The following is a 14,717-nucleotide window of genomic DNA, read 5'->3' on the forward strand; positions in this document are numbered from 1 at the left end:
GGAGCCGCGCATGAGCGGCCGTCTGCAAGGCAAGCGCTGCCTGATCACCGCCGCCGGCGCCGGCATCGGCCGCGAGAGCGCACTGGCCTGCGCGCGCGAGGGCGCGCAGGTGCTGGCCACCGACATCGACGCCGCCGCGCTGCAGGCCCTGGCCGCCGAGGCCGATGGCATCGTCACGCAGACGCTGGACGTCACCGACGCCGCCGCGATCCAGGCGCTGGTGGCGGCGCAGCCGACCTTCGACGTGCTGTTCAACTGCGCCGGCTACGTGCACCAGGGCAGCATCCTCGACTGCGATACGGCGGCCTGGAAGCGCTCGTTCGCGATCAACGTCGATGCGATGTACTACCTGTGCCAGGCGGTGCTGCCGGGCATGCTCGCGCAGGGCCGTGGCAGCATCGTCAACATGTCCTCGGTGGCGTCCAGCATCAAGGGCGTGCCGAACCGTTTCGCCTACGGCGTGACCAAGGCGGCGGTGATCGGCCTGAGCAAGGCCATCGCTGCCGACTACGTGGCCAAGGGCATCCGCTGCAACGCGATCTGCCCCGGCACGATCAAGACGCCGTCGCTGGGCGAGCGGGTCAAGGCGCTGGGCGGCGACGAGCAGGCGGTATGGAAGAGCTTCACCGACCGCCAGCCGATGGGCCGCCTGGGCGACCCGCGCGAGATCGCGCAACTGGTGGTGTACCTGGCCTCGGACGAGTCCTCGTTCACCACCGGCCAGACCCACATCATCGACGGCGGCTGGTCGAACTGACCGCGCCTTCCCCCTTCCCCACAGAGGACTTCCCATGAAACTGCTGCGTTACGGCGAACCCGGCCACGAACGCCCGGCCCTGCTCGATGCCGACGGCCACCTGCGCGACCTCTCGGCGGTGATCGACGACGTCGCCGGCGAGCATCTCACCGCCGCCGGCCTGGCCAAATTGCGCGCGCTCGACCCGGCCACGCTGCCGCGGGTGGACGGCGCGGTGCGCTACGGCGCTGCCGTGGGCCGCGTCGGCAAGTTCATCTGCGTCGGGCTGAACTACGCCGACCACGCCGCCGAATCGGGCATGGCGGTGCCGGAGATGCCGGTGCTGTTCATGAAGGCCACCAGCGCGATCAGCGGCCCCAACGACACGGTGACGATCCCGCGCGGCTCGCTCAAGACCGACTGGGAAGTGGAACTGGGCGTGGTGATCGGCGATACCGCACGCGACGTGTCAGTGGAGGAGGCGCTGTCGCACGTCGCCGGCTATGCGGTGATCAACGACCTGTCCGAGCGCGCGTTCCAGCTCGAGCATGGCGGGCAGTGGGTGAAGGGCAAGAGCTGCGACGGCTTCGGCCCGATCGGCCCGTGGCTGGTCACCGCCGACGAGGTGCCGGATCCGCAGAACCTGTCGATGTGGCTGGAGGTCAACGGCCACCGCTACCAGAACGGCAGCACCCGCACGATGGTGTTCGGCGTGGCCGAGCTGGTCAGCCATATCAGCCGCTACATGACGCTGCTCCCGGGCGATGTGATCAGCACCGGCACGCCGCCGGGCGTGGGCCTGGGGCAGAAGCCGCCGGTGTACCTGAAGCCGGGCGACGTGATGGCGCTGGGCATCGAAGGCCTGGGCGAGCAACGCCAGGCCGTCGTCGCGCATCCGCGCGACGCGGCGTAAAGCCCCTCTCCCCTCGGGAGAGGGGTGGGGGTGAGGGGACGGGGCGAAGCCACCTCGCGATCCACCCGGAGGTGGCCTGCGCTAGCGCAGGAGCGGCACGCCCGCGTGCTCTTGCTTCGTTCTTGTTTTTGCAGGGTCGGCTGCCGTCGTGCACTCCCGCACCCTCACCCCCACCCCTCTCCCGGGGGGAGAGGGGCTGTATCACCACTTTTTTTGACTTTCCTACCGCTTCACCGACCAGGATCCCCATGAGCAAAATCGTCGCGCTCGAGACCTTCGACGTCCGTTTTCCCACCTCGCGCGAACTGGACGGTTCCGATGCGATGAATCCGGATCCGGACTATTCGGCCGCCTATCTGCGCCTGTGCACCGACGCCGACGACGGCCTGGCCGGCTACGGGCTGGCGTTCACCATCGGCCGCGGCAACGACGTGCAGAGCGCGGCGGTGGCGGCGCTGGCGCACCATGTGGTGGGGCGCGACGTGGACGCGGTGATCGGCGACCTGGGCGGTTTCGCGCGCAGCCTCACCGACGACTCGCAACTGCGCTGGCTGGGGCCGGAGAAGGGCGTGATGCACATGGCCATCGGCGCCGTGGTCAACGCCGCCTGGGACATGGCCGCGCGCCGCGCCGGCAAGCCGCTGTGGCGTTTCATCGCCGAGCTGTCGCCGGAACAGCTGGTGGCCGCGATCGACTTCCGCTACCTCAGCGACGCGCTGACCCCGGACGAGGCGCTGGCCATGCTGCGCGACGCCGAACCGCTGCGCGCCGAGCGCATCCAGACCCTGCTCGCACAGGGCTATCCGGCCTACACTACCTCGCCGGGCTGGCTCGGCTATTCCGACGAGAAGCTGGTGCGCCTGGCCAAGGAAGCGGTGGCCGACGGCTTCCGCACGATCAAGCTCAAGGTCGGCGCCAACGTGGAGGACGACATCCGCCGTTGCCGCCTGGCGCGCGCGGCGATCGGCCCGGGCATCGCCATGGCGGTGGATGCCAACCAGCGCTGGGACGTGGCCCCGGCGATCGCCTGGATGCGCCAGCTGGCCGAATTCGACATCGCCTGGATCGAGGAGCCGACCAGCCCCGACGACGTGCTCGGCCACGCCGCGATCCGCCGCGGCATCGCGCCGGTGCCGGTGTCCACCGGCGAGCACACCCAGAACCGGGTGGTGTTCAAGCAGTTGCTGCAGGCCGGCGCGGTGGACCTGATCCAGATCGACGCCGCGCGCGTGGGCGGCGTCAACGAGAACCTGGCGATCCTGCTGCTGGCGGCCAAGTTTGGCGTGCGCGTGTTCCCGCATGCCGGCGGCGTGGGCCTGTGCGAGCTGGTGCAGCACCTGGCGATGGCCGATTTCGTCGCCATCGCCGGCCAGATGGAAGACCGCGCGATCGAATTCGTCGACCACCTGCACCAGCACTTCGTCGATCCGGTGCGGATCGCGCACGGCCGCTACCTGGCACCGACGGCGCCGGGCTTCTCGGCCGAGATGCATCCCACCTCGGTCAGCGAATTCCTGTATCCGGATGGCCCGTTCTGGAGTGCGGACCTGGCGGCGCAGGGCGCCTGACGCCAACGGCATTGGTGCGCTTCCGCCGAAGGAAGCGCACCGGTTGCGGTGCATGCCGGTTGCGGTGCACCGGTCGCGGCTGAAGCCGCTCCTGCAACGGCGGCGCTAGCGATCCTGGATCGCTCCTTGTGGGAGCGACTTCAGTCGCGACGCATGAACCTGTGAAGGCACCGGCTTCGGCAGCAGTCGGGACTGAAGTCCCTCCCACAAAAGCCACATAGCATCCGGCGTGCCTGCCGCGACCTCTGCAACCGCACCTGCGGCACTCTCTGGAACTGTAGGAGCGGCTTCACAGCCGCGACGAGCGAAGCGACAAACCAACCGGTCTCGCCTGCAGTCAACACCGACCCTCTACCACACGCCCACGCAATACCCTCAGCCTGCGCCCTTGCGCTCCTGCGCGGCCAGCGCCGCCTGCAGCGAAAAGATCTGCAGCGCCTCGCGCCATTTCTCGCCGGGCGCCGAGCCGGGCAACGGTTTCTGGAAGCGCCACATCAACTCTTCCCAGGCCTGCACGCGTGGGTCCGCCGCGTCGGCGGCGGCCTTGGCCGCGGGCGAATAGTCCTCGTCCACGTCCATCAGCATCACCAGGCGGTCGCCGCAGCGGTGGATGTCCAGCTCGCGGATGCCGGCCGCGCGCAGCGAGGCGACGATCTCCGGCCACACCGTGTCGGGACGGTGCCAGCGCTCGTATTCGGCGATCAGCGCCGGGTCGTCGTGCAGGTCCAGCAGGTAGCAATGGCGCGGCATGGCTCAGGCTCCGCGGGCAGAGGGGAGGGGCGTCGCGCCGTGGCGCGACGCGTGCAGCGCGAAGCCGAGGATCACCGCGAAGCCGACGGCGGGCACCGCGATCGCCCAGTGGATGCCGGCATGGTCGGACACCGCGCCCATCACCGCGGTCAGCGCCGCGCCGCCGATGATCGCCATGACGATCAGCGAGGCGCCCAGCTTGCGCGCGTCGTCGTCCAGTCCGTCCAGGCCCAGGGCGAAGATGGTCGGGAACATCACCGACATGAACAGGCTGCTGGCGACCAGCGCGTACAGGCCGATCCAGCCCGGCAGCGCCACCGCCACCGCGCACAGCAGCAGGTTGAGCAGGGCGAACACGCCCAGCAGCCGCGCCGGCGCCAGGAAGCGCAGCAACGCGGTGCCGATGAAGCGGCCGGCCATGAACAGCACCAGCGAGACGGTGAGGAAATCGGCGGCGGTCTTCTCCGGCGTGCCGGGCACGCCGTCCTGCAGGTAGCGGATCAGGTAACTCCAGATGCCGACCTGCGCGCCGACGTAGAAGAACTGCGCGATCACCGCGAACACGAAGCGGCGGTTGCGCCGCAACTGGCCGAAGCCACCGGCACTGGCGCCATCGCCGCCGGCGCGGGTGGCCGGGAAGCGGGTCAGCCCGATCAGCAACGCCCACAGCAACACCACCGCGCCGATGATCAGGTACGGCGTCTGCACCGCCAGCGATTCGGTGGCGAAGAAGGCCTCGCGCGCGGCCGGCGCCATCGCCGCCAGCGCCTGCGGCGTGTGCTCCACGCCGGACAGGATGAAGTGCTGGCCGACCAGGATGCCGGTGATCGAGCCCAGCGGATTGAACGCCTGCGCCAGGTTCAGCCGCCGCGCCGCGCCCTCGGCGGGGCCGAGCACGGTGACCAGCGGGTTGGCGGTGGTTTCCAGGAATGCCAAGCCGCTGGCGATGACGAACAGCGCCAGCAGGAACAGCCAGTAGGTGTGCACCTGTGCGGCGGGGTAGAACAGGAACGCGCCGATCGCGTACAGCAACAGGCCCAGCACCACCGCGGCCTTGTAGCTGTAGCGGCGCATGAACATCGCCGCCGGAATCGCGAACACGAAGTAGCCCAGGTAGAACGCGCTTTGCACCAGCCCGGCCTGCAGGTCGGTCAGCGCGAAGGCCTTCTTGAACTGCTTGATCAGGATGTCGTTGAGGTTGTTCGCCATGCCCCAGAGAAAGAACAGGCTGACGATCAGGACCAGCGGCGCGAGCGCGGTCCGGGTGAGACTGGCGGGCGCCGGCGTGGCGCGTTCGCTGCTGTAGTGCATTGCCGCCTACCCCTCCCAAGGTGTGCCGCGTCGCGTTCGGATTGTCGGCGGAGCGTACTGCGCCAGCGAGTGCCATGCAAATATAAAATTTAAGTTCATATTTGGATGAAATCGCCGGTGCCGTCCATCGCGTCGCCGCTGCCGGCGGTGCGACCCGGCGCGGCCTCCCTGTACCCTAGTCCTCTTCACCTGTAGCCGGGTCCTCGACGGAATGACCACCCCCCTGCCCAAGTACCGCGCACCCGCCCTGGACAAGGGGCTGGACATCCTGGAGCTGCTGGCGCGCGACGGGCGGCCGATGACCATGGGCGAGATCTCGCAGGGCATCGGCCGCTCGCGCGGCGAAATTTTCCGCATGCTGCAGGTGCTGGAAGAGCGCGGCTACCTGACCCGGGCCCCAGGCGAGGGCGGCTATACGCTGACCAACCGCCTGTTCATGCTCGGCATGCAGCAACCGCGTGTGCAGAACGTCACCGAAGTGGCGCTGCCGGTGATGCGCGCGCTGGCCGACGCGATCCGCCAACCCTGCCATCTGGTCGCGCCGTCGGACGACCAGATCGTGGTCATCGCGCAGATGGACGTGCCCAGCGACCTGGGGCTGGTGGTGCGCCCCGGCCACCGCCGCCCGTTCGCGCATTCCACCTCCGGCCTGGTGCTGTTCGCGTTCCAGCCGGCCGACGCGCAGGCGCAGTTGCTGCAGCGCCTGGACGCCAGCGAGGTGGCGTACGACCGCGCCGGCTTCCTGGCCGCGGCGCAGCAGGTACGCGCGCTGGGCTACAGCATCCATCCCAGCGAGGCGGTGGTCGGCGTGATCGACCTGACCGCGCCCATCCTGCAGCACGGCATCGCCCGCTACACCCTGACCGTGCCCTTCATCGAACGCCGCCCGCAACCGATCGACGCGCAGGCGGCGATGCGCGCGGTGTGCGATGCGGCGGCGCAGATCAGTGCGGCGCTGGCGTAGGTGCCAGTGCGTGCCAGGGCTGGCGCGCCACGCGGCGGCTGCACGTATCGCCACGATTGGATCCTGAAATTTTTCAACATGGCAGCGTGCGATGGTTGATGCGTTCTTCCTTCTGGCGCTGGCGGCGTTCGTGCTCCTGTCGACATGGGTCTATTGGCAGAACAGACGCCGTGTCGACAACCTACTGACGGAATCGTTTCGCGAACTTGTCTTGAGCAGTGATGGCGTCATCGTGCGTGGTGCGGATCTGCAGGTGGTAAAAAAGGTGTGATCGCTGCTGCGCGCAAGCCGGCGATGGACGCTCATGCCCGAGAGCGCCGCCATGGCCCAGGGCGAAACGTTCTGGTATTGCCGTGGTCCCGACGCTCGCTGGTTCCTGGCGATTCCAACGGTGGAGTGCAACGACGGCGTGTACGACGTGAGTTGGGTCGTACGCCCACTCACCGAGCAGCGCATGCGCGCCGCCCTGCAGTTCGATCGCAAGGCCTGCCAGCGTGCGTTCGGTGAGCGGGACGCAGCTTGAGCGATGTGACCGACCAAGCGGCGGGGCGAAGGCCGATGCGACGCCGATGCAACAAGTCGTGCGTGCGTCGACGCTTCGCTGCCTGATTCACTTCCTGCGATGTAGCGGCATCGCGGCCGCGCGCAGTGTGGGGTGAAGCGGCGTTGTCGCGTCGTGAGGCGGCATTCTGCGCATGTCTACGCTGCACACGCGTCGCGCCGCGATGCGTGCAGCGCACCGCTGGAATGCGCATCCATGGTGCACGTGACTCGCTCCCCAGCTTGATCACCCATTCGCTGTAGCTGCGCGCAAAACGTTGACCGCCGTGTCCAGGCTGCGCAGCCTGCAGGGAACACGGTGACTCGGGCGCACGGCATGGCACGGCGGTTTCCCTGGAGTTGGCTAGCGCTGCTGGTCGCCTGCGCGCTGGTGCTGGTGCTGGCCTGGCAGAACCGCGGCCTGCGCGAGGAGCGGCGCTGGTTCGTCACCCGCACCACCGAGCCGTATCTGGGCATGTACGTGCCGCGTATCGCCGCCACCACGTTGGACGGTGCGCCACTGACGCTCGGCGAACCGACGGCCGAGCGCCAGGTGCTGTTCTTCTTCACCACCACCTGCCCGTACTGCAAGCGCTCGGCACCGCACGTGGTGCAGGTGGCGCAGCGCCTGGCCGCGCAGCAGCCCGGTGTGCAGGTGCTGGGCGTGTGCCACTGCAGTCCCGCGCAGGCGCAGCGCTACGCCGCCGCGCACGGCTTCACGTTTCCGGTGACCACGCTGACCGATCGCCGCGCGCTGATGCTGTTCCGCGCGCGCAACGTGCCGACGCTGCTGGCGCTGGACCGCGAGGGACGCGTGCGCTATGCGCGCGTCGGCGTCTTCGAGACCACGGAGCGGATGCAGGACCTGATGGCCGCAGTGCGCAGCACGGAGGCGCCGCCGGCCTTGGCAACCATCGAGGAGTAAGCCATGAAACAGCGTTGGACAGCGTTACGCAACGGGATGCTCGCGGCCGTGTTCCTGGCCAGCATGGGCTTCGGCGCGGTGCAGGCGACCGCCGGCGACGGCATCGAAAAGGAGGCGGCCTGCAGCGCCTGGGCCTGCCAGCAGGAGTGCGCGCCGTTCGGCGGTGAGCTGGGCCCGGGCGGGCCCGGACAGCCGCTGACCTGCTACTGCTGCGGTTGAGTCGCGCTCGGGGCCGGTCGCACCTGGCCGGCTCCGGGGACGCAGCGCAATGGGGTGCGATGACATCCGCACGCGCGGGTGCGTCGCGCTTCGGCAATGCGGGCATCGCCACGCCCGCGTCCTCGGTGCCCTGGATCGAATCCTGTTCCGCCGCCGTCGATTCACGCAGGTTTGCGCGGCGGCTGGGCATGGTGGAACGCAGACCAACCAGGAGCGTTCCATGACCTCACCCTTTCATCCCGTCCGCCTGTCCCTGCTTGCGGCGCTCACCGCCGTGGCGCTGAGCGGTTGTGGCAAGCCTGGCGATCAGGCCTCGCGGACCGCACCGGCCACCTCACCCACGCCCACCGCCGCGCCGGTCGGCGGCGAAAGCGGGCGCGCGCCGATCGGTGGCGACGCCTCGGCCAAGGCCATGCTGCAGGTGCTGGAGGGCAACGTCGTGGCGCTGTCGAAGCAGGCGCTGTCGCGCAACGTCAGCAAGACCGTCGCCGATTTCGCCCGCGAGACCATCGCCGTGCACCACGATGCCGATCCGGCCACCGCCGGCAAGGGCGGCCCCGGCGATGCGGAGAAGATCGCCGCGCAGGTGGCCAAGGGCCGCGCGCAGTTGCAGGCGCTGGGCGACGAGAAGGACGACTCCGCCTACATGAACGCTTACGCGGCGGCGGTGGTGCGGCAGTACTCCGACGCGCTGTCGGTGATCGACGCCGAGCTGGTGCCGGCGGCCAAGGAAGACGCCACCCGCCAGGAGCTGCAGCAGGCGCGCAAGCGCATCGCCGAGCAGCTGGAGCGCGCGCAGGCGCTGGCCTCGGCGCGCTACTGAGCGCGTAGCCCCTCTCCCGTCGGGAGAGGGGTTGGGGTGAGGGGACGGCGCGAAGCGACTCGCAGCGTTTGCGGCGCACGAGGCTGCGCCAGTAGCCTCAGCCGCCCCTGCGGGGTACCTCCCCCGAACGAACATGAGGGTCATGCTCCCGAGGGGGGAAAGAAACAGCCGCTAGGGCGTGCCATCCATCCCCGCGCATGCCGCGCCGCGATGGCGTGCGCCTGTGGCAAGGAAGCGTGAGGACGTGGACGTCCGTCCACGCCCGGGCGATGACGCGGCCATGGGGGCACGCGCAGGCCCAACGCGACATCCTCGGGCATCGGTGATGCGCCCCTAGTCGTTGGCGGCGACCGCGTGCGGCGCCGGCCGCTCCTCGCGCCCATCCGGATGTCGCGCGAAGCGGGTCGGGTCGCTGCCGTGCACCGGCGCCTCGTCCTGCCATGGCCAGCCGCCGAACTGGGTGCGGCGATAGTCGGCCATGGCCTGGGCGATCTCGGCCTGGGTGTTCATCACGAACGGACCGTGTTGGGCCACCGGTTCGGCGATCGGTCGGCCTTGCAGCACCAGGAACTCGCTCGCCTCTCCGTCGCCACTGACCAACTCGACCGCCTGATCGGCGCGCAATTCGATCGCCGCGTGGCGGGTCACCGGGCGCCCGCCCACCGTCACCGCTGCGCCCTTGAAGAAGTACAGGCTGCGGCGGGTGCCGCGGCCTTGCGCGGCGGGCAGGGTCCAGCGTGCGCCGGGTGCCATGCGGATCGTCCAGATGGCCACATCGGCATCGTCCTGCGCGGCCCACGAATCCGGTGGCGGCGCGAGCGGGCCGCCGGCGCTGCCGGGGGCGGCGTCGACCGGGCCGATGCGGCCGGCCACGCAGGTCACCTCGGTGGTGCGGCCGGCGTCGTCGGTGGCAGTGAAGCGCGGCAGGTCTTCCGACCAGAACATGGTGAAGTGCGGCGCGGCCAGCTTGTTGCGCGCCGGCAGGTTGAGCCAGATCTGGAACAGTTCCAGCGGGTTGGGCGCCGCCGTGTCCAGCAGCGGGAACATCTCCGAATGGACGATGCCCGCGCCGGCCGTGACCCATTGCACGTCGCCGGCGCCGAAGCGCGCCGCCGCACCGAGCGAGTCGGCATGGTCGATCAGGCCCTTGCGCACGATGGTCACGGTCTCGAAGCCACGGTGCGGATGACCGGGAAAGCCGGGAATCTCCTCGCCGTGATACATGCTCCAGCCGTCCTTGCGGCTGAAGTCCTGGCCGATGGCGCGGCCGTGCAGGGACGCCGCCGGCCCCATCGCGCCGTTGCCGGCGGGGTAGGCATCGTCGTGGTAGACGCAGAACAGGAACGGGTCGATCGTGTCCCAAGGGAAGCCAAGCGGCTTGATCTGGACGATGGGGTCGGTCATGGAGAGATCCTTCGTGCGAACGCCGCCCGAGGTTGGATGCGGCAATCTTCACGATATGGGGCGATGCCGACGGAACGGAAGGCCGGTCCGGAGGACATCCTGTCCTGCACGGGAAACGCTGGGATGCGCCGCCGCCGCGTCCATGGCGATGGCGCAGGCGCGGTGAGCGGCCGCGTTGCCTGCGCCGATGGAGCGAACCCGGCCGTCAGCGGCGTGCACTGCATGCTTGCTGGGGCGCAACCGCGCATCTGTGCCCGCATTGCCCGTGCGTCATTGGATTGTCATCTGCCGCGCCCAGCATCGCAGCCTTTCCGAATCCGCTGGCCGCCGATGGCGCCGGCACTGCGAGTGGCTGGTGCGTTCCGAACCCCTGCCGGCGTTGTCGCGGCTGTTCCTGCAATGGCGGCCGTCGCTGAGCCGCTATTTCCGCAAGCGCCGCGCCGCGGCCTGGGATACCGACGACCTGCTGCAGGAAGTGTGGTTGCGCCTGCAGCGCAGCGAGGCGCACGCGCCGGACATCGCCAATCCCGAAGCCTACCTGTTCACCATCGCCGCCAACCTGATGCGCGAGCACGCGCTGCTGCACCAGCGCAACAGCCAGCGCGACACCTGCCTGGAGGACGTGCTGGACCGGCTGGCGGTGCCCTGCGAGGCCGATGCGCAGGTGCACCGCGCGCAGCGCCGGCAGCGCCTGGCCGAACTGATGGCGCGGCTGCCGCCGAAGTGCCGCGCGGCGATGACGCTGCGCTACCGCGACGAACTGGGCTACCAGGAGATCGCCGAGCAACTGCAGATCTCCAGCCACATGGTCAAGAAATACATCATCAAGGGCCTGGCGGTGTGCCGGCAGGGCATGGCGCGCTATGCGTGATGATCCGCAGCGCGTCGCCGAGGCGGCCGCGGACTGGTACCTGGCGCAGCGCGAGACCGCGCAGCCGCCGGCGCGGCAGGCCGAGTTCCTGGGCTGGTTGCGGCACTCGCCCGCGCACGTGGCCGCCTATCTCGACATCGCGCGGATGCACGGCGACCTGCCGTCCGCGGCGCAGGCGCAGCAGGCCAGCAGTGCGCAGTTGCGCGCGCACGCCTTGCGCAGCGGGGCGGTGGTGGTGCCGTTGCGTCCGGACGTGGAGCCACCGGCAGCGGCGCCGTATCCGCGGCGCACCGTGCCACGACGCAGGCGCTGGCCGCTGGCGGCGGCCGCCGTGCTCGCGCTGGCCGCCGCCGGCGTGGCGCTGCGCCTGAGCGCGCCGGACCCGGTGCCGGCGACGGTGTACGCAGCGCCGGCGGACGCGCCGCGCAGCATCGCGCTGGACGACGGCAGCGTGGTGCAGCTGGAGCGCGGCGGCGCGATCGCGGTGCGCTACGGCGCGCTGCGTCGCGACATCGCCCTGCTGCGCGGCAAGGCGGTGTTCGATCTCGGTCACGATCCGGCACGGCCGCTGCGGGTCAGCGTCGGCACCTTGGTGCTGCGCGACGTCGGCACCGTGTTCGGGGTCGACCCGCAGGCCGGCGGCGCGCGCGTCACCGTGCTGCAGGGGCGGGTGCAGGTGTCGCGCGACACGCCGGCATGGTGGCGCCGCGGCGACCTGCCGTCGGACGGGGCGACGCTGGCCGATCTGGGCGGCGGCCAGCAGGCGCGGGTGGATGCGCAGGGCCGCGTGCTGGCGCTGCGCGACCATGCCGACATCGCCGACGCCACCGCCTGGCTGCCGGCGCAGGTCGGCGTGCAGGATCGCAGCCTCGGCGAGGTGGCGCGGCTGTTCAACGCCTACACCACGCAGCCGCTGCGCATCGCCGACCCGGCGCTGGCGGCGCGGCGGGTCAGCGGCGTGTTCCACCTGCGCGATCCGGAGGCCTTCGTCGCCTACGTCGGCAGCCTGCCCGGCGTGCAGGTGCAGCGCGATGCGCAGGCGGTGACCCTCCGCCGCGCAGCGGCGCCGCTGTAAGAAAAAATTCACGCAATCGACGGTAGCCGCACGGCGCACCGGGGCACTCCTAGGAAGCATGGCCGTCGCGCAGCACGCGTAGGCCCGCCCTTCCTCCCCTCCGGTGTGATCGTCATGCGCAAGCCTCTCGTCGTCTCCATCGCCCTGCTGCTCGGCAGTGCGTCCTCGCTGCCGGCCTGGTCGGCGCCCGCCGTCACCGCGTCGGCCATCGCGCCCATGCCGCTGGCGCAGGCGCTGGACCAGTTCGCACGCAGCAGCGGCCTGCAACTGATGTACGACCCGGCACTGGCCGAGGGTCTGCGCAGCAGCGGCGCCCCAGCCGGGCTGGCACCGCCGCAGCAACTGCATGCCCTGCTCGCCGGTACCGGCCTGGACTACCGCATGCTGACCCCGGGCTCGGTCGCGATCGTGCGCAGCCGCGTCGCCGCCGCCCCGGCCGCCGCGCCCCGCGCCCCGCGCAGTGCCGCCCCGGCCCGCGCCGAGGCCGACGGCGAGCACGACGGCCCGCGCGAACTGGCGCCGATCAACGTCACCGCCAACAGCGTCGACACGCTGGCGCCCAGCGCCGCGCCGCTGGAAGCGAGCCAGCCGACCTCGGTGATCGACGAGCGCTTCATCCGCGACGGCCTGCGTCTGAATTCCAACTACGACGACATCATCAAGTACGCACCCAGCGTGGTCACCACCTCGCCGGAAGGCCCGGGCCTGGGCAAGAACGAAGGCATCAGCATCCGCGGCTTCCAGGACGGCCAGTTCAACATCACCTTCGACGGCATCCCGTTCGGCGATGCCAGCGATCTGCACCACACCACGTCGGCCTACTTCAACAACCACGTGCTCGGCCAGGCCGAGATCGACCGCGGCCCCGGCGGCGGCGCCACCATCGGCAACGCCACCTTCGGCGGCACCCTGGCGCTGCGCACGCGCAATCCCAGCGAGGTGGACGGGGTCACCGTCTACGGCACCGGCGGCAGCTGGAACACCTGGGCCGGCGGCGTCAGCGCCGACGAGCACATCGGCAACACGCGTCTGTTCGCCGACCTGTCCAAGGAAGCCAGCGACACTTACCTCAAGGGCACCGACGACCGCCGCGAGCACGCCTTCCTCAAGACCGTCACCGACCTGGGCGAGGCGACCACGCTGACCTTCGTCAGCAGCTACAACCAGGAGCACCAGAACACCGTGCAGGGCGCCACCCGCGCGCAGATCGCGCAGCATGGCTGGCGCTATGGCCTTGGCAACGATCCGACCCTGCAGAACTACACTGGCTACAACGCCGCCGCCTACTACTCCAGCTTCACCTACCTGGGCCTGAGCACGCGCCTGGGCGACTGGGACCTGGACAACAAGGTCTACTACAACAGCTTCGATCACACCGCCTCCAAGACCAGCAACCCGACCAGCGAGAGCGCCGCCGACAACGGCGTGACCTTCTACGGCGCGACCGGCAAGAAGCTGTCCAAGGCCGCCAAGGACGTGCCGGGCAAGCTTTCGGACAACGATTTCCGCGCCTTCGGCGACGTGCTGCGGCTGGCCCGCGACCTCGGCCCGGGCCAGCTGCAGACCGGCGTGTGGGTGGAGCGCAACCTCGACGAGCGCCAGCAGTTGCCGGTGGACATGAGCACCGGCGCGGCCACCGGCACCAAGTACGGGCCGCTCTACAACTACACCCTGCATGACCGCACCGACACGCTGCAGCCGTATCTGCAGTACGACTGGAAGCTCAGCGACAGCCTCACCCTCAGCCCGGGCCTGCGCTACGCGCGGGTGCAGCGCCAGCTCGATGCCGAGCTCAACAAGAGCACGCCGCCGGCGCCGGCGCACAGCACCGCCAGCTACGACGCCACGCTGCCGTCGCTGAGCCTGCACCAGGCCTTCAGCGAGCACTGGAGCGGCTACGTGCAGGCCGCGCGCGGCTTCCTGGCGCCGCCGATCGACGTGATCGAACTCAACGGCGCGCGCGGCCTGCGCCCGGAACTGACCAGCAACTACCAGCTCGGCACCAGCTACGCCGCGCGCGGCCTGACCTTCGGCGCCGACGTCTACTACATCGACTTCAGCAACTACATCAGCCAGACCCTGATCAATACCGACAGCGGCACCGAGAGCGCCTACGTCAACGGCGGCGGCGCCGTGTACCGCGGCGCCGAGGCCGAGGCCACCTACGCGCTGACGCCGATCCTGAGCCTGTACGCCAACGCCAGCTACAACGAGGCCACCTACAAGCACAGCAGCACCCAGGTCGCCGGCACGCCGCGGGTGACCGCGGCGCTGGGTCTGCTGTACAACAGCGGCACCGGCTACTTCGGCTCGCTGATGGAGAAGGTGGTGGGCGCGCAGTACGGCGTGGACAACCGCACCACCGCCAGCGGCGCCACCGTGTTCGGCAACGACCAGCGCCTGGGCGGCTACGCCAGCCTGGACGCGGCGCTGGGCTACCGCAGCACGCACGGGCCCTACGGCCTGAAGGGGTATTCGATCAGCATGGACGTCAACAACCTGCTGAACCGGCATGCGCTGATCGGCTACGCCGGCACGCGCTCCTCCGACAACCAGCCGCTGTATTTCGGCCTGGCCGGGCGCGGCGTGTTCCTCGACCTGTCGCTGAAGTTCTGAGG

15 protein-coding genes are annotated in these 14,717 nt (G+C 70.0%); 12 read left to right on the forward strand and 3 right to left on the reverse strand.

Going from position 1 to position 14,717, the window contains the following annotated elements:
• The first annotated feature begins 10 nt into the window (after window positions 1-10).
• From NKJ47_RS03580 to NKJ47_RS03590, 3 genes are all read left to right on the forward strand, one after another.
• Entirely contained in the window at window positions 11-757 is a 747-nt protein-coding gene (locus NKJ47_RS03580) for an SDR family oxidoreductase (RefSeq protein ID WP_254461329.1), read from the forward strand.
• A 34-nt stretch (window positions 758-791) separates the two neighbouring features.
• Window positions 792-1,649, forward strand: coding sequence for a fumarylacetoacetate hydrolase family protein (locus NKJ47_RS03585; RefSeq protein ID WP_254460167.1), 858 nt, complete (start codon window positions 792-794; stop codon window positions 1,647-1,649).
• 248 nt (window positions 1,650-1,897) lie between these two features.
• Window positions 1,898-3,217, forward strand: a complete 1,320-nt coding sequence (locus NKJ47_RS03590; RefSeq protein ID WP_254460168.1) for an L-fuconate dehydratase — start codon at window positions 1,898-1,900, stop codon at window positions 3,215-3,217.
• Window positions 3,218-3,592: 375 nt separating this feature from the next.
• On the opposite strand, the gene NKJ47_RS03595 is transcribed toward NKJ47_RS03590, so the two are convergent.
• Window positions 3,593-3,967: an L-rhamnose mutarotase gene (locus NKJ47_RS03595; RefSeq protein ID WP_254460169.1), complete on the reverse strand. Its 375-nt coding sequence runs from the start codon at window positions 3,965-3,967 to the stop codon at window positions 3,593-3,595.
• A 3-nt stretch (window positions 3,968-3,970) separates the two neighbouring features.
• Entirely contained in the window at window positions 3,971-5,278 is a 1,308-nt protein-coding gene (gene fucP, locus NKJ47_RS03600) for an L-fucose:H+ symporter permease (protein ID WP_254460170.1), read from the reverse strand.
• A 211-nt stretch (window positions 5,279-5,489) separates the two neighbouring features.
• Here fucP and NKJ47_RS03605 point away from each other — a divergent pair, with 211 nt between their 5' ends.
• The 6 genes from NKJ47_RS03605 to NKJ47_RS03630 all read left to right on the forward strand — a co-directional run bounded on the left by NKJ47_RS03605 (window position 5,490) and on the right by NKJ47_RS03630 (window position 8,749).
• The gene (locus NKJ47_RS03605; RefSeq protein WP_254460171.1) at window positions 5,490-6,242 is read left to right on the forward strand and encodes an IclR family transcriptional regulator; all 753 of its coding nucleotides are present in this window, start codon (window positions 5,490-5,492) and stop codon (window positions 6,240-6,242) included.
• Window positions 6,243-6,333: 91 nt separating this feature from the next.
• The gene (locus NKJ47_RS03610; RefSeq protein ID WP_254460172.1) at window positions 6,334-6,513 is read left to right on the forward strand and encodes a hypothetical protein; all 180 of its coding nucleotides are present in this window, start codon (window positions 6,334-6,336) and stop codon (window positions 6,511-6,513) included.
• A gap of 33 nt (window positions 6,514-6,546) precedes the next feature.
• Window positions 6,547-6,765: a hypothetical protein gene (locus tag NKJ47_RS03615; RefSeq protein WP_254460173.1), complete on the forward strand. Its 219-nt coding sequence runs from the start codon at window positions 6,547-6,549 to the stop codon at window positions 6,763-6,765.
• A 354-nt stretch (window positions 6,766-7,119) separates the two neighbouring features.
• A complete protein-coding gene (locus NKJ47_RS03620) occupies window positions 7,120-7,707 on the forward strand; it encodes a peroxiredoxin family protein (protein ID WP_254460174.1) in 588 nt (195 codons plus the stop codon).
• Window positions 7,708-7,710: 3 nt separating this feature from the next.
• Window positions 7,711-7,926 carry a hypothetical protein gene (locus tag NKJ47_RS03625; protein WP_254460175.1) on the forward strand — a complete coding sequence of 72 codons (216 nt, stop codon included), beginning with the start codon at window positions 7,711-7,713 and terminating at the stop codon, window positions 7,924-7,926.
• Between the two features lie 220 nt (window positions 7,927-8,146).
• Window positions 8,147-8,749: a DUF4142 domain-containing protein gene (locus tag NKJ47_RS03630; RefSeq protein WP_254460176.1), complete on the forward strand. Its 603-nt coding sequence runs from the start codon at window positions 8,147-8,149 to the stop codon at window positions 8,747-8,749.
• Between the two features lie 333 nt (window positions 8,750-9,082).
• On the opposite strand, the gene NKJ47_RS03635 is transcribed toward NKJ47_RS03630, so the two are convergent.
• Complete coding sequence (locus tag NKJ47_RS03635) at window positions 9,083-10,153, reverse strand: pirin family protein (protein WP_254460177.1); 1,071 nt, start codon at window positions 10,151-10,153, stop codon at window positions 9,083-9,085.
• A 355-nt stretch (window positions 10,154-10,508) separates the two neighbouring features.
• On the opposite strand from NKJ47_RS03635, the gene NKJ47_RS03640 reads away from it, so the two are divergent.
• The 3 genes from NKJ47_RS03640 to NKJ47_RS03650 all read left to right on the forward strand — a co-directional run bounded on the left by NKJ47_RS03640 (window position 10,509) and on the right by NKJ47_RS03650 (window position 14,715).
• A complete protein-coding gene (locus tag NKJ47_RS03640) occupies window positions 10,509-11,024 on the forward strand; it encodes an RNA polymerase sigma factor (protein WP_254460178.1) in 516 nt (171 codons plus the stop codon).
• Window positions 11,017-12,099 (forward strand): FecR family protein, encoded by a 1,083-nt coding sequence (locus NKJ47_RS03645; RefSeq protein ID WP_254460179.1) that lies wholly within the window; start codon window positions 11,017-11,019, stop codon window positions 12,097-12,099. The genes NKJ47_RS03640 and NKJ47_RS03645 overlap by 8 nt, the downstream gene beginning before the upstream one ends.
• A gap of 114 nt (window positions 12,100-12,213) precedes the next feature.
• Complete coding sequence (locus NKJ47_RS03650; protein WP_254460180.1) at window positions 12,214-14,715, forward strand: TonB-dependent receptor domain-containing protein; 2,502 nt, start codon at window positions 12,214-12,216, stop codon at window positions 14,713-14,715.
• The last annotated feature ends 2 nt before the right edge of the window (window positions 14,716-14,717 follow it).

The organism is Xanthomonas sacchari, from assembly GCF_024266585.1.
GTDB classification, from domain to species: domain Bacteria; phylum Pseudomonadota; class Gammaproteobacteria; order Xanthomonadales; family Xanthomonadaceae; genus Xanthomonas_A; species Xanthomonas_A sacchari_C.